The sequence below is a fragment of the Pseudomonas sp. 008 genome (genome assembly GCF_016861935.1).
In the GTDB taxonomy this organism is placed as follows: Bacteria; Pseudomonadota; Gammaproteobacteria; order Pseudomonadales; family Pseudomonadaceae; genus Aquipseudomonas.
The window spans coordinates 212,405-233,688 of sequence record NZ_BOMA01000001.1 but is presented as its reverse complement, the minus strand read 5'-3'; the positions used below and the strand labels follow the sequence as shown (position 1 = coordinate 233,688).

Annotated in this window: 16 protein-coding genes and 1 pseudogene; 4 read left to right on the top strand and 13 right to left on the bottom strand. The window is 55.2% G+C overall.

Features of this window, described 5'->3' with window-relative positions; all coding sequences use genetic code 11:
* Positions 1 to 25: 25 nt before the first annotated feature.
* The gene (locus tag JUI81_RS00960) at positions 26 to 682 is read right to left on the bottom strand and encodes an NAD(P)-dependent oxidoreductase (RefSeq protein WP_239077633.1); all 657 of its coding nucleotides are present in this window, start codon (positions 680 to 682) and stop codon (positions 26 to 28) included.
* A 400-nt stretch (positions 683 to 1,082) separates the two neighbouring features.
* Complete coding sequence (locus tag JUI81_RS00955; protein WP_204123419.1) at positions 1,083 to 1,988, bottom strand: LysR family transcriptional regulator; 906 nt, start codon at positions 1,986 to 1,988, stop codon at positions 1,083 to 1,085.
* Positions 1,989 to 2,369: 381 nt separating this feature from the next.
* Here JUI81_RS00955 and JUI81_RS00950 point away from each other — a divergent pair, with 381 nt between their 5' ends.
* On the top strand, positions 2,370 to 3,191 hold the full coding sequence (locus JUI81_RS00950) for an NADPH-dependent oxidoreductase (RefSeq protein ID WP_204123418.1): 822 nt from the start codon (positions 2,370 to 2,372) through the stop codon (positions 3,189 to 3,191).
* Positions 3,192 to 3,702: 511 nt separating this feature from the next.
* A complete protein-coding gene (locus JUI81_RS00945) occupies positions 3,703 to 4,716 on the top strand; it encodes a CFI-box-CTERM domain-containing protein (protein WP_204123417.1) in 1,014 nt (337 codons plus the stop codon).
* 152 nt (positions 4,717 to 4,868) lie between these two features.
* Here the strand turns inward: JUI81_RS00945 and JUI81_RS31700 are convergent.
* A pseudogene (locus tag JUI81_RS31700) lies at positions 4,869 to 5,138 on the bottom strand (transposase); the annotation flags it as partial.
* Positions 5,139 to 5,321: 183 nt separating this feature from the next.
* On the bottom strand, positions 5,322 to 5,516 hold the full coding sequence (locus JUI81_RS00940) for a hypothetical protein (RefSeq protein ID WP_204123416.1): 195 nt from the start codon (positions 5,514 to 5,516) through the stop codon (positions 5,322 to 5,324).
* Between the two features lie 267 nt (positions 5,517 to 5,783).
* On the opposite strand from JUI81_RS00940, the gene JUI81_RS00935 reads away from it, so the two are divergent.
* Complete coding sequence (locus JUI81_RS00935) at positions 5,784 to 6,476, top strand: hypothetical protein (protein WP_204123415.1); 693 nt, start codon at positions 5,784 to 5,786, stop codon at positions 6,474 to 6,476.
* A gap of 61 nt (positions 6,477 to 6,537) precedes the next feature.
* On the opposite strand, the gene JUI81_RS00930 is transcribed toward JUI81_RS00935, so the two are convergent.
* From JUI81_RS00930 to JUI81_RS00890, 9 genes are all read right to left on the bottom strand, one after another.
* Positions 6,538 to 6,804, bottom strand: a complete 267-nt coding sequence (locus JUI81_RS00930; protein ID WP_204123414.1) for a PD-(D/E)XK nuclease family protein — start codon at positions 6,802 to 6,804, stop codon at positions 6,538 to 6,540.
* Positions 6,805 to 7,572: 768 nt separating this feature from the next.
* Positions 7,573 to 9,120: an IS66 family transposase gene (locus tag JUI81_RS00925; RefSeq protein ID WP_204123413.1), complete on the bottom strand. Its 1,548-nt coding sequence runs from the start codon at positions 9,118 to 9,120 to the stop codon at positions 7,573 to 7,575.
* 81 nt (positions 9,121 to 9,201) lie between these two features.
* Positions 9,202 to 9,537, bottom strand: a complete 336-nt coding sequence (gene tnpB, locus JUI81_RS31695) for an IS66 family insertion sequence element accessory protein TnpB (protein WP_046481531.1) — start codon at positions 9,535 to 9,537, stop codon at positions 9,202 to 9,204.
* The gene (locus JUI81_RS00915; protein WP_239077632.1) at positions 9,534 to 9,866 is read right to left on the bottom strand and encodes a transposase; all 333 of its coding nucleotides are present in this window, start codon (positions 9,864 to 9,866) and stop codon (positions 9,534 to 9,536) included. The genes tnpB and JUI81_RS00915 overlap by 4 nt, the downstream gene beginning before the upstream one ends.
* A 324-nt stretch (positions 9,867 to 10,190) precedes the next feature.
* Positions 10,191 to 14,528 (bottom strand): AAA domain-containing protein, encoded by a 4,338-nt coding sequence (locus JUI81_RS00910; protein ID WP_204123411.1) that lies wholly within the window; start codon positions 14,526 to 14,528, stop codon positions 10,191 to 10,193.
* A 366-nt stretch (positions 14,529 to 14,894) separates the two neighbouring features.
* Entirely contained in the window at positions 14,895 to 16,184 is a 1,290-nt protein-coding gene (locus JUI81_RS00905; RefSeq protein WP_204123410.1) for a hypothetical protein, read from the bottom strand.
* A 548-nt stretch (positions 16,185 to 16,732) separates the two neighbouring features.
* Positions 16,733 to 17,866 carry an aminotransferase class V-fold PLP-dependent enzyme gene (locus JUI81_RS00900; RefSeq protein ID WP_204123409.1) on the bottom strand — a complete coding sequence of 378 codons (1,134 nt, stop codon included), beginning with the start codon at positions 17,864 to 17,866 and terminating at the stop codon, positions 16,733 to 16,735.
* Between the two features lie 385 nt (positions 17,867 to 18,251).
* Positions 18,252 to 18,797, bottom strand: coding sequence for a carboxymuconolactone decarboxylase family protein (locus tag JUI81_RS00895; protein ID WP_204123408.1), 546 nt, complete (start codon positions 18,795 to 18,797; stop codon positions 18,252 to 18,254).
* A gap of 34 nt (positions 18,798 to 18,831) precedes the next feature.
* Positions 18,832 to 19,449: a nitroreductase family protein gene (locus JUI81_RS00890; RefSeq protein WP_204123407.1), complete on the bottom strand. Its 618-nt coding sequence runs from the start codon at positions 19,447 to 19,449 to the stop codon at positions 18,832 to 18,834.
* A gap of 62 nt (positions 19,450 to 19,511) precedes the next feature.
* Between JUI81_RS00890 and JUI81_RS00885 the strand changes: the two genes are divergently transcribed.
* Entirely contained in the window at positions 19,512 to 20,993 is a 1,482-nt protein-coding gene (locus tag JUI81_RS00885) for a PLP-dependent aminotransferase family protein (protein WP_308442591.1), read from the top strand.
* Positions 20,994 to 21,284: the final 291 nt, after the last annotated feature.

Below are 21,284 nucleotides of genomic sequence, written 5' to 3'. Positions count from 1 at the left end.
ACGTTCGACTGGCCATCATCGGCGCTCAGATCGAGAACATGGTGGAGCCTCCGGCGCTTTGCCGGATTACCTCGACAACTTTTTCGGCACTGAAACCGGCCTGTACCCCAAGGTTCAAAGCCTCAGCGGCAGCCAGTGTATGGATGGTCAAGAGGTAGTTCGCAATCAGCTTCATCGCCACGGCGCTTCCAAGCTCGCCAATACGGAACTGTATGCCCGTGATTGCGTCGAGAATCGGCTTGCAGTGCTCGATAAGATGTTTATCACCGCCGAGGAACAGCGAAGCTTTGCGTTGACGTACCATGGGAGGAGAGCCACTGACCTCCGCTTCAAGCATCGAGGCTCCTCGTTGCTCAATACGCTCAGCCAGGCGCAGCTTGAAGCAACGCTGATAGGTCCCCGTCTCAATTAACGTATGGCCAGGACTCAAGGCATTCATAAGCCCATGACGTCCATCCATCACTTCGATTTGAGCAACTTCGTTGGGCAGGCAAGTGAGGATGTAATCCGACTGCGCGGCTACTAGCGCCGGGCTCGAGAGGGCGATGCCGCCGAGTTGGATAAATGCTTCAGGGTTTGAACGACGATAGCCAACCACGCGAAATCCAGCAGCGAGCAGATTCGCTGCGATGGGAAGACCGATTTGGCCCAATCCCACGATGCCAATAGTGATCGAACACATCGTTTACTTCTCTTATTATTGTAGTTGCGTGCTTGGCCGCTAACCTAGGCGCAGAAGAATCCGAGAACAAATCACCCGGATTATTCATAGGTAGAAATGGTGGTAATAGGTGCATCGCGATTAGCACCTAGCCTCATCTAAATCTTATGGCGGGCGCAGAAATGGTCTGCTCGGAGTCAAGACCTTATTTGAAAGCAGGGCGCCAAACTCCGGCAGAATTAATACGTGGTTATGCGTGGTGTCAGCCGTAGGGTGGCAAAGTTATTGCGATGATCAATCGATCATGGGTCGACGGCATTCTCAAGATTGATCTCTTCTTGAGGAGAGCGTTGACCGACAGTGACACCGGTCTAGGGCGATGCGTGTGGTTGACTGCGAACTACTGTCGGGATCCGGTCTGTCAAACCTCTGACAACACGCTGAAAATCAGCTTACGCAACCAACTGTTGGCTGGATCTCTATGATATCTCCCATGCCATAGCACATTGACAGTGAACTCGGGCAGCGCAACCGGATGGGGTAGGGCAGTCAAGCCGAAGGGCTCCTTGCAAAAAAAAGCGAAATGCTCGGGCACCGTGGCCAGCAAGTCGGTGTTTTGGAGGATGTGACCGATCGCCGCAAAGTGAGGAACCTCTAGGCGAATTGAGCGCTGGATGCCTTGTCGTGTCATCAAGGCATCCGCTTCGCCATGTCCAGTATTCGCTGCGATCACCCGTACATGTCCGTAGGAACAAAAGCGTTCTAAGGTGAGCGGTTCTCGTGTGGCCGGATGATCCTTGCGGCACATGCAGACATAGCGCTGCTGGAGTAATCGACGTTGGTAAAAACCAGTTTGCAGATGCGGTATTAATCCGATGGCCAAATCCACTTTGCCATTCTGTAGATCCTCGTTGAGGCTCATCGCATTGTCGCGAACGGTGCTGATCACACACCCCGGCGCGAGACGTGCCAAAGCATCCATCAATCTGGGCATGACATAGATCTCACCGATGTCCGTCATCGCCACCGTGAAAGTCCTTACGGTGCTTGCCGGGTCGAATACATTCTGCTGGCTCAGAGCATCCCGCAGGGTAAGCATGGATTGCGCCACCGGCTCAGCTAGTAGCTCGGCGAAAGGCGTCGGGACCATACCCTGATAGGTGCGGACGAAAAGATCGTCCTGAAGCGTGGCTCGCAGGCGCTTGAGCGCGTTGCTGACCGCGGGCTGGGTGAGACCCAGGTTCTGCGCAGCGATTGATACCCGTCGATCCAGCAGCAGCTGATTGAAGACCACGAGTAAGTTCAGATCCAGATCCTGCAGGTCCACTATCCACCGCCTGAAGTTGGAGCCACGGACAACGTGCTCCCTAGAGATATTCACATGAGGAATGAACTCTATACAGATTGGAGCGTTTATCAATATTGGTGCTAGGCGCAGAATGGATGTGCCCGCTCGTGAAGCCAGCGATCAAGAGTCTAGTGGCAGTTGTCGTAAAGGCTTACTAAGAGCGTTACGGAGTTGAATGTTGAGGGGTTAAGCCCACTAAGGAGCACCAGGGACGACGCAAGTCTCCGAGTTCTGAGCTGCCTTTCCCTCGGTATCAGTTCGCTTTCAGCATTCCTTCACCAGTACATGGGCTTTTATCGATGACCCTCGACGCAAGGAATCCCCTTATTTGATAACCACAGCCCCCTTTGGAGGCCTCACATGACAGCCAATGCTCACTTGAAACTAGCCGCCCGCTACGGCGCACCAGACGTTTCGCCGCCCAAACCTTGGAACGACACAATCGACCAGTTGCTCGACCACCGCAGTGTTCGCGCCTTCACTGGTCAGCCTCTGCCCGAGGGCACGATCGAGACCTTGATCGCTGCCGCACAGTCCGCTTCCACGTCCTCGAACCTCCAGGTCTGGAGTGTCGTCGCCGTTCAAGATGCTGGTCGAAAGAGTCGCTTGTCGGCGTTGGCTGGCAACCAGCCCTACATCCGCCAGGCGCCACTGTTTTTTGTCTGGCTTGCCGACATGTCCAGGGTATCGCGGGTTGCGGAGCAGCAAGCAGTAGAGCTGGAGGCACTGCCTTACTTGGAAAGCTTGCTCCTTGGGACAATCGACGCGGCGCTGGCGGCGCAAAACGCTGTTGTTGCTCTGGAGTCGCTGGGACTTGGGAGCGTGTACATCGGCGGCATCCGTAACGACATTGAGGGGGTCGCCAAAGAACTCGGACTACCTCCGCAGGTTTATCCAGTCTTCGGTCTCTGCGTTGGGTACCCGTCAACTGATCAGCCAGCCAAGGTAAAACCACGACTGTCCCAGCGTGCAGTCCTCCACTACGAAGGATACTCGGCTGCCCGTGAGCAGGAGGTGATTGCTGAATATGATGAGCGCCTGGGTGCGTTTTACGAGCGCGAGGGACTCAAGTCTTCAGGGTGGTCAGAGCAGGTAGTCAACAGGCTGCGGAGCGCTGCGAACCTGCATGGGCGAGAAGAACTTCTTGGTGAACTGACTCGGATGGGGTTCGGGCTGCGCTGACCATGGAGCTCTAGGTGTGTCATAAGTACCCCGCTTACATCGGCTTGTTTTTTTTAGCGGGAAAGAGTCCGCACACACCTCAAGGCACTAGGGTTATTTGCATGCGATGAAGGATTGGGATCCTTCACGACGGCCTGAATTGGCGCTGAATCGTAAGCGTCTTTGGGGAAATCAATGATAGGTACAGTTTGGTTTGGAAACGACCACAGGGGCTGTGATAAGAGGTCTTGAACTGGAGCGGTGGCTTAATCAGCCTTAACGAATTGGTGCCGATTGTTATTTTCTCACCTGTCACAGATACTCTTTGTTGCGACAATCGAGCGGCCCGAAGCGGTGCACGCTGGCAGAAAGTCACCATGCTATAGAAACATTTCAAGGGATTGCCAGGTTGGCGCAGGAAGCGATGTTTAGGATTGGAATGGCAGTCCGGATAGCATCCCTAAAATACCTTCCTAAAACGTCTACTGGGTACCTAGACCAAATACTCGTCCATTAGAGAAGGTTGAAGTAAATGGGTTTCCATCCAGCGCAATGCCCTTCGTGCCTGAAAGACATCCAGGTGCCTGACGACGCAAAGATTTCACTTTGCATGTACTGCGGCGAAAAAATTTCCATCGCGCAGGTGTCTCCATCCAGCACAGCGCCAAGCGTCGTCAACCTGCTAGGCATGGCACGGACGGCATCTTCCGCTGGTAACCAAGCAGAGGCAGAAATCTACTTCAATCGTGTCCTGGAAATTGATCCGACAATTTCCGAGGCGTGGGTAGGCAAAGGAAAGGCTGCGGGCTGGCTGTCCACTATTGTCCATATGCGTTTCAGCGAGATGCTTGTCGCGTTTGGCCACGCGATTGCGACAGCGCCAACCGCTCAGAAAGAAGATCAATCGAAAGAGTGTTTGCACGAAGTCAACCTGCTCGTGGTGGCACTGTATGGAATGGCTCGCAAGCATCTGATTGAATTCGTGGCGTTGCCTAACATCTGGGCGGATTACCTCGTACAGGTAGCCGAAATGCTGGCGACGTTGGAGCAGGGTTTGGCTTGGGCTCCGACGGATAAGATCACGCTGGAGAATATTGTTCACCTCTGCAAGGACAATATCGAAGGGATAAATTATCGTGATCAATACGATAATAACCTTGCCAAGGTTTGGTACCTGACGCCGGAGTACGAGATCCTTATCCGACAGAAGCTCGATGCTGCCGCCACTGCTTTGAAAGCGCTGGATCCTGACTATGTGCCGCCAGTGGCTCAAGCCAAAAAAGCTGATGCATGCTTTGTCGTGACGGCGACCTTGGGAGATGAAGATCACCCGACGGTTGTGTTCATGCGGCAATTTCGTGATACGTGGCTGGTGGAAAGGCCTGGCGGCAAGGCGTTCATATCCTGGTATTACGTGTATGGGCCTATTGCTGCAAACATCATACGGGATAAGCCTCTACTCAGGGTGCTTTGTTATGCGTTTGTGGTTCAACCTGCTGCTTGGGTTGCGAAACAAATCATAAACCTCTCAACGCCTAACCGGTGATTGGCATCAACAGATTGAAAGCGTGATTGCTAAGTGATGCTCGCTAGATCGACAGGGGCGCGATCTGTTCGTAAGCGCCCGCTGAAGTAACCATGCGTGACGCGGACCGGTATCCACTGATGCGGCAGTAGTTGATCAATCTCGCTTGTCCGCTACGTCGGCAAACGAGTGAGCACGACCATCAGATAAGTATATGGATCCTGCACCTTTAGACGTGCGGACTGGAGCAAGTTCATCATCGCTGTCGCCCAGTTTCCGCTGTGTGGTGATCCGGTAGCCAATCAGTCCGAGCGCCCAATTCCCGCAAGGTCGATCGGATTCTCGACCTGAAGGTTGTCGATGGCCACAGCTGCGTCGCCTAAGTACCGCGTCAGCGCCACCCAGCGTTTGAGGTTGCAATCCAGGGCAATGGCAGTTGCTGATCAACGGGCACCGATCGCCACCAAGCACTGGAGTCGATCTCTACACCAAAGCAGGCCCCGTGCAATATCACAATTATCCGAGTCAAACGCTGATCAACGATTGCTCATTAAACTGGTCGCCTTGATGGCACTGAGTGCCGGCCAACACGTGCTTGTCTTGAGAGGCCACAGGGCAAAGGTTGATCAGGTGTCGAGGTTTTGCGCGACATGCCTCACGAGCTCAAGCGGAGTCGGGCTATTAATTACGTTGTAAATGAGGTCGCGCTTGCCTCGAGGAAGTTTCTTGACGACGCTCTTGGCCGCCTCCCGCACGCCCTCGTCAGTGCCGTGTATACGTTCTGCAAGTAGTAGTATGAGTGTGGCGTCGGTGATATTCATGCGCTGTCTCGGGCAAAAAACGCGTACGAGTATACTGGCTTTTTTTGAAAGGGGCGTTCGTCCTTGGTTAACCCCGCTTTGCAAATGAGGAAAGAGAAAGTTCTAAGCTCGGCGCAAGGATCACTCAACAATATTGGTGCAGTGAAAGTGATGAGAACGGGCACCTGTTTAAGCGACACTCGCAAGAGAGAGATCTCTATTACCCTACATACCGTCGCTCCATGAACGCTAAAATTAACTACCGCTGAAATGCGCTAAGGAAGCATCTTGTCTGTCATCAATATCAATGAGTTTCCTGCCTTCTTTCGTGCCTACAACTGGTCGAACGCAAACCATAAGGCCAGAGGGTATCCGGGTGACCAATATCCCACCTTCCCGTGGATTAAATCCTTAGAAGAACGGGGGCGTTGGCTGGTTGAACAGACATCACTGACCAGTGCACCGACGGATTATGTCCGTGAGCTTCTCGCATGGGGCGCCGGAAAAAATGATCCGCGGATGAGATTTGAGGTGGGCTTGGGCAACGTGTCGCTACTGGGCATCTTCGCGCCAGTGTTGGCCAACATCGATGATCCAAAAACAGCGATCACTGCGGCGCTGCAAATCCCAGGTTGCGGACTAACCTACGCATCGAAACTGTTGCGTTTTCTGCGACCGGACATGCACGCCAGCCTTGATGGGCGTATACGCGAAGCAATGCTTAAAACCCGGTTGTTGGACAGGATCTACGACAGTAATGAAAACTCGATGGTCCGAGGCTATGTCGCGTTCCAGGCTTTTTGCGTTGAGTTGGTGGCGCAACTGGAGGCGGCAAAGATTGCCCGGCCGGAATGCAACCTTCCGGCGGCAACAACCCAGACAGGCTGGCGAGTGGCAGACGTAGAGATGGCGTTGTTTGCTTGGGCCGACCGTACGAGCACGGTACCTGACGCAGAGAGCCAGATGGCTGCCGCTGAGTGAAAATGTGCGGCCCGGACTGGGCCGCCATTTAGGGTGTCACACGCTCAAGGATGTTGAACACTCAAAACACCCGCACCGCGCCGGCGGCCGTCGGCAGGAAAGTCCATCCTTGTGCTACCGGTTTGCCCGACGCCAAATGGATTGCCTTGGCATAGGCTTCGAGTTGGCCGACGTGGTCGTCGGCTAATTCATCCCAGCGCGCCTTCGGTGATGGGTTCGATTTATGATCGATCAGCACCCAGCCTTCATGGGTATCGAGCAGCAGATCAATACGCCCGTTCAGGACCTGACCGGTCTCTAGCACTTGTTGTACGGGATATTCAGCCATTGCCCGAGATCCCTGCCACCGAGACGTAATCCAGTCGTGGAACGCTAGCACTTGATCGGTAAGCGTCTAGCGAACACACCTTCAGAATCTCGCCCTTATAGCTGTAGTCGGGTAGGTGACTTTGTTGGCCGGATACTTTTCGATTGCACGTCCTTACACTTAGGGGACTGCGGCGCAGTGATGCGCTGCGGTTACCCGACGAAGGTGCAATTAAGCCCTGCACCTTTTTGCCCCCATTGACCGGCACCGAGGACGATCTCTTGGATGCAATGAATACACGCGAGCTCGCAGAGCGCCTGTTAGAAGAAGGATGCAACCCGTCCATGTATGCCATCGGCTCCCGTGGCGGGGCGTCAGACGCCTTTTGCCTAAGCCACAGGGACGCGCAGTGGCAGGTCTGTTATACGGAGAGGGGTCTAGATTCACCGCCAATCTATGCCTCAGGCAGTGAGTCCCAAGCATGCGAGTTCTTCTTTAAGTACATCATGGCTATGCGTCATGACCACTGTGTTGGCTTCTTTAAGTCCCAAGACAACGCCGTGGCCCTAGAGCACGAGCTCAGAGAGCTAGGGGTAATTAGTTGGTCTGATCAAATCCCCTACGGTGGTAAACACGATCCTCGGTACCGAGTCTTTGTCACCGGTAAGGAGATATTCGTGGCCAGAGAAGCCCTTGGCGAATTACCGCGACGCGACACTGGTGCTTAATCGGTGAGCAATGGAACAGTACGACCTGAAGTCATACGTCCGGGCATCAAGCTTTGCGTGATTAGACCGGCTGCCACCTATGCGGCAGCAACTCGGAAATTTCACACGCCCGCTGCGTCGGCAGGCGTGTGAGGACGTCCTTCAAATAAGCATACGGATCATGGCCGTTGAGCCGCGCCGACTGGATCAAATTCATGATCGCCGCCGCCCGTTTGCCGCTTCGCAGCGATCCTGCAAAGAGCCAATTCTTGCGACCTAACGCCCACGGCCGGATCAGGTTCTCTGCCCAATTATTGTCAATGGGTACGGCCCCGTCATCAAGGTAGCGCGACAGCGCTGTCCGGCGTTTCAAACTGTAATCCAGAGCTTTACTGATAGCCGAGCCATCATGCACAAGATGGCGCTGGGCGATCATCCAGACATGCATGGCGTCCATCACTGGCACCGCTTTTTCTTGCCGTATTCGGCGTCGTACATCCGGCTCTAGGTCGCGGACTTCACGCTCTATTTCGTACAGCAACTGGATGTATCTCAAGGCTTGCTCGGCAAGATGGCTCTTGTTGGTGGCGTGCAGTTCGAAGAACTTACGCCGCGCATGAGCCATGCAGCCGATTTCGGTAACGCCGAGTTCAAAGCTGGCCTTGTACCCGCCAAAATCATCGCAGACCAACTTGCCCTTCCAGCCTTGCAGGAAGTTACGTGCGTGCTCTCCGGCGCGGCTGGGGCTGAAGTCGTAAACGACCGCCGCCAAGTTCGAGAACTGGCTTGTGGCGTAGGCCCAGACATACGCTCGATGAGTTTTCTTTGCGCCCGGCGTGAGCATTTGTACCGGCGTTTCATCGGCATGGATTACTTCATGTTCGAGCACAGCATCGCGCAGGGCATCGACCAGCGGCTGCAACTCCAAACCACAATTGCCGACCCATTGCGCCAGGGTCGAACGGGCGATGGCGAAACCGGCTCGACCAAAAATCGACTCTTGGCGATAGAGCGGTAAATGGTCAGCGAACTTCGCGATCATGACGTGGGCCAGCAGCCCTGCGGTCGGGATGCCCTTGTCGATGACCTGCGCCGGAACCGGTGCCTGGATCAGGGTTTCGCAGTCATCGCAGACCCACTTGCCACGGATGTGGCGCTCGACGGTGAACACGCCCGGCGTGTAGTCGAGTTTCTCGCTGACATCCTCGCCAATGCGCTTGAGGGCGCAGCCGCACTGGCAGTGACTGTTGTCCGGTTCGTGGTGGATCAGGGTGCGCGGAAACTGCGACGGCAAGGCAGTACGCTTGGGTTTTTGCAGAGTCTCGGTCGAAACAGGAGCGGGCTGTAGCGCTTCAAGTTCGGCTTCGATGACTGCGATGTCGGTGTCGATCAGGTCATCAAGCAGGCTGGTCTGATCCGGGCTCAGTTGCTCGCTGCGCTTGGCAAATTTGAAGCGCTTGAGCTGCGCGATCTCGTGGGCCAGTTTCTCGTTGACCGTTTTGTGAAGATGGATTTGCTTACCCATCATCTCGACTCTTTGATCGAGACTCTCGACACGCTGCATCAACTGCGCCGCCAGAGCGCGCAGTTGTTCAGGGCTAAAGTGGTCGAGATTAGGAAGCGAAGTCATGCCACCGATTTTGCCAGAACAGTCCGAACGCAACGATAGGCCCATCGGACAATTGCACGGCCTAGCTGGTCGTGGCGGGCGTTATATGATGGAAATCGCGCCGCCTGGGCCGACTCTTTGCCAAGGCAAACCCAGCACCAGGGCATGTAGTTGTTCGGCACCCAACTCCATTTGTGAGCCGTGCCGAGAACCCGGCCAGAAGAACTTGCCTTGATGCAGGCGGCGCGCTGCCAGCCAGATACCCATTCCGTCGTGCACCAGCACTTTCATGCGATTGGCCCGACGGTTGGCGAACAGATAAGCACAGTGCGGCTGCGCCGCACCGAACACGGCGACCACACGCGCCAGAGCGGTTTCGGTGCCGGCGCGCATGTCCATGGGCTCAGTGGCGAGCCAGATGGAGTCGATGCGGATCATCGCAACAGGTCTCGCAGAAAAATCGCGCAGTCAGCCGCACTTTCGGTCGGCCAGTTCACTTTGACAGTGCCACGCGGGTGCTGGATTTCAACGCAAATATTCGAGGATGCAGCCTGCGAATTTGCTCCGGCGAGTGGCATGGGTAACGGAACAAACGTAGGTTGCAGCTCAGTGTTTTTCTGCGTTTGGATTCGAATCCATTTGTGGACGAGGTTCGCGTTCAAGCTATGGCACAGCGCGACGCTGGCAATCGAGGCACCGGGCTGGGCGCACTCTTGAATGACTTGGACTTTGAAGGATTTGGAGTAAGAACGGCGTTGTGGCTGCATGGAAAACCCGCTTAAAAGGCTAGAAATGGTGTCCACTTAAATTTAAGTGCACACCATGTCTTGGCTTTGCAGGGCTGGGTAGATGACTTGGCCGGACGGATACGATTTTCTAGGCTAACGAGGCCAAACTCCATACCGGATTGGAAGCCGATTGGGTTGCAGTAAGCACAAATGAGCCGCAGGCATAACGAATAGGATGACCGTATTTGGCCGATTACTGCCTGTCCAAAAGGGAGGGGCAATCGAGCGATTTCTATCGATCAGAAGGGACATCCAACGATCAACGTAAATGCAGGGCAGCCGTTTGTGGCCGCCCTGCAGACATTATCCCCAGCGACGGCTTTTGCGAAAACGGCGTTGTGTTGTTTTCCCGGTCTGGGAACTGGCCTTGCTGCCCTTACAGATCATGCACACGCGGCCGAAACCGCCAGCACCACCGCCTAGTGCCGGATCGTAATAATCCGTCTTTTCCCTAATTTGGCCGCATTTCGAGCACGGTTTGAGCTCTTTGTTTGCCAGGCCTTGAGCCTGAGACTGAATATGGTTGACCGCTTCTGAAATCTGCTCACCCACGGCAATTTCCACTAACTGGTAAAGGCGATCTGAAATAGTTGCGACAGGGTCGTCACCCAAGTTGAAGCGATTGATGCGTAGGAACCGATAGCCGTAGCTCTCCAGCGTTAGCTGGCGTTCCACGTCGGCCTCATTCAGGTAGCGTTCGTGATTGCCCACGTGAACGTGTTTGCCCTTGGCAAAGTGATAATCGAAGCCGTCGTACTCGATCACGATCTGGATGGGGCCCTTGCTCGACTGGTACGTCACCAGAAAGTCAACGCGCCATTTGGGATGCTCGTAGGTCGGGTCAAGTTGCTTGAGATAAGTTCCGATCTCGAACTGAGCAAAGACATCGATGGCGTCGATATTGGACTGATAGAACTTGGTCTGGCGAAACCACTCCAGAACCTTTGCTTCCATAGGGCTGGACTGATCGGTGTCTTCGGCAGAAGGTATTCTATTGGCGTTCTCAAGAATGTTCGCATAGTGGTTAAGCGCTTGTCCGATGGCGCCGCGAAACTCATTGAGTGGCTTGGAGTGAACAAACCAAATCATTTCCTGAGCGCGGCTAAAGCCGACGTTGAGACGCTGTACCTTCAGTTTTTGCTCCACTGCCTGTTCTGCGTCACTCAGCTCAACCGGGAAGATATAGTTGAGCGCGTCCTCATCAGCGGTTGCTACCATCGAGTAGAAAATGATGTGCCGCTCCTCTCCTTGGCAGCTGTCGAAGGTCATAACCTTCAACCGCAACAGACGTTCGAAGTCTGCTCCGCGGGGGTGATTGAACAGCTTCTTGGACAGTAGGGTCTGCTGTTCACGAAAGGGCGAGATAATGCCTACGGTCGGTGGCGATTCCTCCTCGATCAACTCAAGAAGACGGTCAAGAATGAACTCCGCCTCCGCTTCATTGGTACCCCGGGTCACTCTCTTGTCTGTCGTATCGACTATGTCGAATCGGATGACTTCGTCGACCGGGATGCCGCGGATTTTGATGGCCTGCAATTGGTGCCCATAAAACGTGCCCGAGGAGTATCCGATTAGCTCCTGGTAAGAGCGAAAGTGCTTGCGCAGCATGACTGAGTAAGAGGCCGCGTGATTGCAGAATTCCAGAATGGAACGCTTAACGTCGAACATGGACAGCCGCTGCAGGGCATCGGCTGCGCCGCTGACGTGGGAGGTGAAATAGTTTTTCAGCTCATTGCGATACTTGTCATTCTGTTCAATGCTGGCGTTCGCCGATTTCACGTTTGAAAATTGTTTGTCATCACCCAGCACAACGACCTTCTTCGCGCGCAACAAAGCCGGTAATGCTTGGGCGACCGAGACCTGCGAGGCCTCGTCGATGACGACCACATCGAACATGTCCGGGGCCAATGGCATGTATTCACCAAACTCGCGAATACTGGCGATGATGACCGGGAAGCTCTCGCGTACGTGCGTGAACTTGTCTTCTGGAAATTTTTGTCGGTTAGCGATTACACCAGCTAGCGCCCGTGCGTCTGAGCGGTAATTCTCCATGAAACTCAGTAGGCGCGTGTCTACGTGTGCGTTCATGACCGAGGTGTTGAGGCGCTCGAGCTGGGTCTTGGTGCCGGCATAATCATACTGGGGCGCCGATGCGAAGGCCTCCCGAGTGCGCAGCCAGCCGTGCAGGAACCGAACGGACAGGGGCCAGAGACGGGCATCATCCTTTGGTTGTTCAAGCAGCACATCCACTATTTTGCTATCGACACGACGCAGAATGGCCATGGCTTTTGCCGCATTGCCTGCGTTGAGTTTTGGCGTTTTTCCTCGGGCAAGCAGCCGATAGCAGCCCTCGAATTCGTCTTCTAGATCTTCGCTCTGCAGCTTCAGTCGCAGCTTATTTGCCGCCTCAACGAGGTTGGACAACATTGCTTGCCGTTGCTTGAGCTGCAAGGGGCTGCTGACGGGTAGGGCATTAAGCTGACGTTCAACTTCGCGCACCTGTGCGCCACGGAACAGGTAACCGAACAGAGGCATCTTCAGTTGACCATAGCTGACTAGAAGTCCGCCAAGCGCGCGCAGTTGGGAGGGCGACATCGACTCGAACAGATCCCATGGGGTGTCAGAATGTTCCTGAGTGAAGGCTACCAGTAATGCATCCCTGCGCGTTCTGTTCCAAAGGCTTTGTGGGTTAAAGTCTCCCTCAGAAAAGACCTCAAGAAGATACTGTTCCACCCCCGTAAGGTGCTCGGTGATGCCCTCGAGCTCTGAAATCAGATTGGCTCCACTTGCGCGTTTCAATACTTCCAGTACTGACGGGGCAAGCTCAGCGAGCTCGGTTTCGTCTTTGAGCATTGCTTGTACGCTGGTCATTTCGATGGCGCCTAATGTCGCCACAGTCAGCTTGATCTGTTCCTTCAGGTTCTCCGACCGACTTTTTCGCTCCTCTTCGAGCCGGGGCTGATTCGCCTTCATTGCCTTGGCGTAGGCTCCGATCTGGGTCACTGCCTGATTCGAGGTCAGTTTGCGGAAGTTATGGGCTTGCTGGCCGAGACGCAGTATCGGATTCGGGAAATCGCGATCGTGGCGTACGCGTGACATGGCTTCCGACAGTTTGTCGTAGACCACATCCAGCGCCTCGGTCTTATCCGACAACACCAGGCAGGATCGTTGGTTAAAGGCGCAGTCGGCGGCGATTGCTGTGATCGTATGGCTCTTGCCGGTACCTGGAGGGCCGGAGACTACAACGATCTTGCCTTCTGGCTGTCGCACGGCAATCAATACTTTGCGTTGCTCTTCATTCAGCGGGATCGGTGAGTCGAAGACCATTCGGTCCACCATCGGAAGCGCATCCCAGGTGGTCTCCACGGCCGCAGCGATGGACTTTGGGTTCTCGCGCAATACACCACCAACGATGCCCTCGAACAGTTCAACCACGGCCGATCCGCCATGTTTCAGTGCTTCGAGGATCTCTTCGTAGTCGTTGAGTAATGCCTCGTCCGAACGTTCATACGCAGCCAGGGACAGTGAGCTGGACAGTCCGACCGCTATTGTCGAGGCATCGGTATCAGTGGAAGAGAGGCTGATCTTGCCACCGAGGTCCATAGCATTGGCTACGCGCTGGAACAGGACGCGTGCCTCTTCGTATATGGACTGCTCGGGTTTGATGTAATGGATTCGTTCGGGGATCGGAGAAACCCACGCGCGCTCGAGCCCAGCAGCCAGCTCCTGCAGAACGAAGTCTATAGCCTTGCGGTTGGTATAAAGCTGGTTAAGCAGCTTTAACTTATAGCCGGCCCCTTTTTCCTCCCTCTGTACCTCAATGGGGAGAAAGAAGAGTGGGTATTGGTTTCCACCGTACTTCACTGCACCGATGTATAGGTAAAGCTGCATCCCGTCGCTGGTGGCAACATAGGTCTCAAGATCGCGGAATTCGTGGTAGGCGTCAGCCGCCACAAACCCTTCAAAGAACGCCATCAGTGCCTGGCGAGTTCCTTCAAGAGTCAGGAACTGTGGGATCGCCTCCTTGAGCGGGGCTGAGTCCTGGGTGGCGAGCAGCTTGGCCAGCAGCTCTGGGAGGACTCGGGATAGGTCACCGCAGACACGATCAACGAGGTCCTTCTCCGCGGCGAATAATGAGTCCATTACCCAGTACGCCTGATTGCCCAGTGGACCATCCAGGTGTGCAATCAGGGGCTTGATGATGTGTTCAGCGACTTTGCTGCCCAAGTGGTTTTGGACTGACTCCACCCATAACTCAGGGTCTTCTATCGCTTTTGCGTAGGACTCTGCGGCTAGTTCCTCCACCGAAGTATGTACAGTTTGTAGGGATGAAGCGGGGATGGCGTTTACTTGCTCGTGGATCACTTTACGAAGCACATCACTGATCGGACGCGTATAACGCCGTGGGTCGATCGTCAGTGACAAGTCTTCGCTAGATGGACGCCCCAAAAGATTCCATAGGTCGCGATCCAAGGAGGGGTAGGGTGAGGTACGCATCCCCGATCTGAATCCGGTGTCGGTGGTCAGCACGATTCGGCGGCGCGGAGCTTGTTGACGCTTGAAATCCGAGTCTAAAAAGTCGCGGAAATACTGACTGATCCGCGTGGCGACTGGCCGAAGTTGCTGCCCCAGAGCTTCCATTAGATTCCCCTAAAAACGAACACTGGACCTCGCTGCTCGAAACCCCGTGAAATCGGTATCGAGAGCAATCCAAAAAAATGACAATGAGATGGGCGTCACAATACTGGCTCTGGCTCGACCGCGCCAACACACTTGCGTTTCCGCTACCGCCCGGCATATCGAGACCGCAAGCAGCTAACCGGAAACGGTCTTTACTAAGCCGCAACACGTGCGTCAAAGTGGCTTGACGGCTACAGTGGGCCATCATGGTAGGGAGACAAGAGCATGCCACGAGGCGCAGCTTTTTTTGCAGGGATGACCAAGGCTCAGTTGCGAGCCTGTATCCGGTTACGACTGAAAGAGCGAGAGCTTGAAGAGGTCTTTCACTTAGAGTTCCGGTGGATCCCAATCCTCAAAATGCTTGAGAGCGTCGAAATCACCGATCAGATCCTTCGCTTGGGCTAAGCGATCTAATACAGCTTGCCGCTCTCCTGATTCGAGAAGCTCCGCTTTTTGGGCGATGTCGTCGAAGAATACCCGAATGCTGTTCACTTTTACCCAGGCCTGAATAACCGATTCGAGTCGATCGCGGCTGTCCTGGATCGCCTTGAGCCGGCGCTTTTCCTCTTCCTTACACCTCCACTCTTCCATCTCTAACTTGTGCCGCTGTCGTTCCTGCTCGTTCCGCACTCGTTGGATCTCAACCTTGGCAGCCAGCATCGGAGCCTCGGCGATAAGCGACTTTATGATGCTCGGGACTTTCCTGACCAAATGACCAGGCTTGTCTTCAATCCACCGCTGAACCCACTCCACACCGTAGTACGGGGAGTACACCTGCAAGCAGAGTCTGCCGCTTGGCATATCGGCGCTCATCATCCATCCATCTGGAAAATCGGAACGTCGTTTACTCACCGGCAGCGACGTCATTCGGATGTATTTCTTGTCTGGGCGCGTTACGTGAACGTATTCGCTGATCTCATAGATGGACAGGCCAAATACGACCGTCCCGATGTAAGTCACCGTTGGACGCTGTGGCTGCCAAAGGGCAGGGTGGACGTACCTATTTGATGCTTTCTCCCGATGGTCCACGGACTCCCGTCCCATGTGAGTCGTAGGATCAGATAGCGCGACCGCGAGACTCTTCTTCATCAGCGCCAAGTACAGCTGATTTGCAAAGTCGACGGCATGGCTTACTCCAGAGCGGCTTACTATCAGGTCCGCCATGGAGCGTTTCGATGGACGAAGGTAGCCTTCATCTGTTTCGTGGGCTTTCTTAAAATGCTCCTCGATGTCTATCAATAGCGGATGCCGACGAGGAAGTAGTGCAAGACGATCAGCCTGCTTACCGCGGCTCTTTACAGGGGCTTTTGGAAGAGAACGGGAGATTTGCTCGGGCGCTCCATTCCTGCTCCAGGCAACGAGCGCACCTGGTTGAGCATCAGGGAGTGCCGGCAGCGTTTTACGCTTCCCCGCAGCCACTTGGGCCCAATATCCCACCGGAGGGCGGGGTATATTAAGGTTGGTAAAAATGCGTGCTAGGTAACTGGAGGAAACGCCATACCGTTCAGCTATTTTGGTCATGGGTGTAGACCAAGCCTGTTCGTAGAGAGACTCCCGAGTAATGGTGTCCTCTGACGAATCAGCAGTAGTGGCTAAGGCGTTTGGAATGTCTTCCATACATGAGCTTCTTGAGGGTGATTGGCAAATTCAGTAATGACCACACCAGCCTAGCTCAAGGCTTATGACGATTATGGGATTGAACCCCGCACGCACACCAACACCCACAGCGCCCCCGATGATGAAGTTCCGGCATCGCCGGGGCCAGCAGCACCTTTTTAGAACAATCCATCATGTCTCCAAGATGCAGAGTCATACACACGCATGGATCATTCTCCCGAAGTACATCGTTTCGGCCACGTGAGTGGATAAGACACGGGTAGGCCGATTTCTGCCTGTCCCCATCGTCAGCTTTGGGTCGATCCAAGTCATACAGCCGCCAATCATCCGCCCCGTGAAAGACTTCGTTGGAAACCTTTTCTTATATCGCTGAAGGGTGCACGTGTCAGTGAGGCACGTGCCCGGGCTTTCTCTTATGGTTCTAACATGACGTCCAGGCGACCAGCGTCATATTCGTCGAAGAACAGCGCCATGGGCCGGTAGTGCCCAGGACAGGATGCCTTCCTGGAAGTCACAAGTTCGGTATGTGCTGCGGACAAGATGAGGGCTTAGTTAACCATCACCTCGTCCAGTGCCTGCTCGAGGGTGCTGACCGTGCGCTCGATATTGTGCAGCTTTTCAAGTCCGAACAGACCGATGCGGAAGGTCTGGAAGTCGGCCGGCTCGTCGCATTGCAACGGCACTCCGGCGGCGATCTGTAGGCCGTGGTTGGCAAACTTCTTACCGCTCTTGATGTCGGCATCATCGGTGTAGCTCACCACTACGCCAGGGGCCTGAAAGCCGGCTGCGGCCACGCTTTTGATGCCTTTGCCGGTCAACATCGCGCGCACCCGATCGCCTAGAGCCTGTTGTTCGTCGCGGACCTTGTCGAAACCGTAGGCTTGCGTCTCTTTCATCACTTCGTTAAATCGCGCGAGGGAATCGCTGGGCATGGTGGCATGGTAGGCATGTCCGCCTTGTTCGTAGGCCTGCATGATCTGAAGCCACTTTTTCAGGTCGCAGGCGAAGCTGCTGCTATGTGTCTGTTCGATGCGCTCAAGGGCCAAAGAACTAAGCATCACCAGGGCGCAGCAAGGGGAGGCGCTCCAGCCTTTTTGCGGTGCGCTGATCAGCAGGTCGACTGCGCATTTCTGCATATCAACCCAAAGCGTGCCTGAGGCGATGCAGTCCAGCACGAACAGGCCACCCACCGCATGCACGGCGTCGCCCACGGCCCGCAGGTACTCGTCGGGCAGGATAATCCCTGATGAGGTTTCAACGTGGGGGGCGAAGACAATCTGCGGCTTCTGCGCCGCAATGGCTGCCAGCACTTCGTCCAGAGGGGGTGGGGCGTAGGCAGCCTGGCGACCCGTGTCGACCGGTCGGGCTTTGAGCACCGTGGTGGCCGCCGGGATGTTGCCCATCTCAAGGATCTGGCTCCAGCGATAGCTGAACCAGCCGTTGCGTATCACCAGGCATTGCTGGTCGGTGGCAAACTGTCGCGCCACGGCTTCCATGCCAAATGTGCCGCTGCCCGGAACCACCGCAACAGCCTGGGCGTTGTAGACCTGTTTCAGGGTGCTGGAAATGTTCTTCATCACACCTTGAAATGACTGCGACATGTGGTTGAGCGAGCGGTCGGTGTAGACCACTGAGTACTCGACCAGCCCCTCGGGATCGATACTGGGATATAGCTTTGACATGGGATGACTCCTTTGGCAGAGATCTCAGTGGTATCGACCCTGCCCTAAGCGTTGGCAAATGACAAGATTGCTCGGGATTGAATTGTGCCTTCTGTCGAGCGGCTGGCATCGTCAGGTTGATTACTGGACGTAGCAATGCTCGCAGGTCGCTGCTGAGTTGTGGGAGGGTGGGGCTTAAAGGTTCCTACTTACTTACGTTCGGTCGATAACGACCAGTTACGAAGGGCAGCAGCCGACCCATAGCTGACGTTAGGGAAAGGTCCTGGGTACATACAAAAAGCCTGGCCGCTTTCCCAACACTCTTTCTTGGGGGCGTCCAGACTTTTGCGTAATGCTCGAATCAGATGACACCTCTTGGGAAATGGTCGATGCGAGCGGATAGAGCTCAGAGCGAGCCAGCCGGCGTAACGGCAGGGAAGTCCTTCTCGGGATCGAACACGTTATTGAAAAAGTTCGTCAGGGAGTACATGGCTACCAGCGCGACAATCTCCATGATATTCGCATCGGTGTAGCCCGCATCGCGGATGGCTTTCAGATCAGCGTTACTGACCTTGCCGCGAGTCTCGATGACTTTGTGCGAGAACTGGAGGGCAGCGTTGCGCTTCGGGTCGGGGGCATGGCCCTTCCGAGCGAGAATGATTTCATCGGCCGACAGCTTGGCCATATGCTCGGCCGTAAAGCTGTGAACCGTCAGGCAGTAGTTGCAGCCATTCGCTTCGGAGACTGCGAGGCCGATACTGTCACGCGTCTTCACATCGAGCGCTTTGCTCAAGGAACCGAGTAGAGTAGCCCATGAGTTGAACGCGATTGGACTCTGCGCGAAGGTCATCATCATGTTTGGAGTGAACCCGATGTTCCTGGTGAACGCATCGAGAGTCGGTTTCGAATCGGCCGGCACTTGTTCCGGCTTTAGAACTGCACTTCTAGGCATTGTAGTCTCCGTCAATTACCTGGTTTATTAACAGTTAAACGAGATCCAACACATCAGACAGCGGGCGGCGCGGCTTCTGAGCCCAGTTCCCCGGACGTTCCGCGCCTATAGACAACAACATGACCGGCACTTCGTTTTGAGCCAGTCCGAACTCGCGGGCCACTGCTTCGGCATCGAAACCGATCATCGGCGTCGAACCCAGGCCTAGCGAGCGGGCGGCGTAGATGATCGCCGACGCACCGAAGGTGCCCGTGCGTACTGCCTCGTCGCGCTGGCGCTGTGGGTGCTCTGAATACAAATCGCGCGCAGGGAGTTCCCAGTCCGGCACCATCGTTGCGGGCATGACGCCCGCTTCCACCAGCGGTGCAAGGCGTTCCGGTATGACGCTGGAATCGGCCAGTTGGCCGCAGATGATGAAGGTAACGGCTGCTTCAGTGATCGGGGGCTGATTCCAGGCGATAGGACTCAACCGGGCTTTGGCTCCAGGCGTACGGACCGCGATGAAGCGCCAGTTCTGTATATGGAAGGACGTTGGTGCCGTGGTGCCGATTCGTACCAACTCACGGATTTGGTCGTCGCTCAAAGTGGCGGCAGGGTCGTAGTACTTGGCGGCACTGCGACTCACGATACATTCGATGACGGCGTTGATCATGATGGTTCCTATGGTTGAACGGGGAAGGTGCTCCGTTTTGGTCTTTAAATCTTGTACCGTCGATGGTACGAATAAAAGAACCAAGAACCCCTACCTTTGTGTGTACCAAGAATATGAATTCAGACCTGCGAATTCAGCTCGACCGGACGGCAAAGCTGTCCCTGTCAGAGCAGATCCGTACGAGTATCAGCAGGGCAATAGAGTCAGGCCTACTCACACCAGGTACTCGATTGCCTTCGTGGCAGGATCTCGCCGCGCACCTTGGTGTGGCGCGCGGCACCGTTCAAACGGCGTATGAACGATTAGCCGATGCCCAAATGATCGAAACATTCGGAGCAAAGGGCACACGCGTGGCGCCACGCCCCCGTGCAGCGTTGGCCCAACCGGCACCACCGGAGCCTGGAGCTTTTATGAGCGCCTATGAGCGGGTGAACACTGGACCCGCGATCTTTCAGCTCGGCATTCCAGCGTTTGATGGCCTGGAAAAGCTTTTCGCACGTGCGCGCTCGTCCAATCTGTTGAAAGCAGGATCTTTCTCGTCACTGATCTATCCCGATCCTCGCGGGGAATATGAGATGCGTCGAGAGATTGCAGGCTATCTCTCCGTCTCCAGAAACCTCCACTGCCTCCCTGAGCAGGTGTTCATCACTTCGGGATACAGCTCCGGCTTAGGGCTTGCACTGCGAGTGTTAGGTCTGGACGGTAAGAAGGTTTGGATGGAAGACCCCGGATTCTTTCTTACCCGAAAGGGGCTGGAGCTCGCTCGCTTGAATGTCATTCCGATTCCGGTGGACGCCGAAGGCCTCAATGTGGACTACGGAATCGAGAAGGCCGCGGACGCTGCATTAGCCGTCCTGACCCCCGGTCAACAAGCTCCCTTAGGCTCGACTCTGTCATTGAGGCGACGGCTTCAACTGCTCGAATGGGCGGTCTCGAGCGACGCCTGGATCATCGAAGATGACTACCTCAGCGAGCTGCAATTGGAAGGCAGGGCGGCCCCTGCCTTGGCGTCTTTGGACGAGGGTAATCGGGTTATCCACATAGGTTCTTTCAGCAAGACTGTGAGCCCGGGGCTGCGACTTGGATTTGTTGTAGCGCCAACCGAACTTATTACTGCGTTCTCCGAGGTGGCGACGACGCTTGCTCCCGCCCCTTCACCCGTCATTCAACTCGCCACGGCTCAATTTATGCGTGATGGCCACTATATTCGCCGTGTCCGTCGGCTCAAGCGCCTGTATTGCGCTCAGCGTGACGCGCTATGCGAGCAGTTGCGAATGCGCGATGCAGAGTGGGTCAACGCAGGCATGGCTGTACTTCTCAGACTCCCCGACGGCGCACCCGACGTGCAAATCGTTCGGGAAGCGATGACCTTTGGCATGGCTCCATCGCCTTTGTCAGCGTGGTTCGCGACGCCGTCCGGGAGCTCCTCCGGCCTGTTGCTTGGGGTTGCCACAGCGCCTGAACCTTACCTCGCTACATCGTGCCATCGATTATTCGAGATCATCGGGCGATATTGCGAGCCCGGTGTTCGGGGCATCACATAAGAGCAGGAAAGAAACTCCAGTCCCGGCTAGGCCCCTTACTGATGAGCCAGAGCATGTAGAATCGGCGATGCTGGCAATTATTGTTGGTGAGTCCACTTTCCGCTCCTGGCCGCTTTTTTGCCTGTCGCGAAGGTTGCGGTCCACCGAAGACGGGCACTCGCCGATGCCGGAAATGCTTTAAATTGTCGTTTTGAACGAAACTTGACGTGCACTTTTGCTATTGCCTTCTGACAGCTCGACAGCGCCCCCCTGATCCCCAGAGGGTAGGCAAACTTGCCCAGCGTAGTCAGG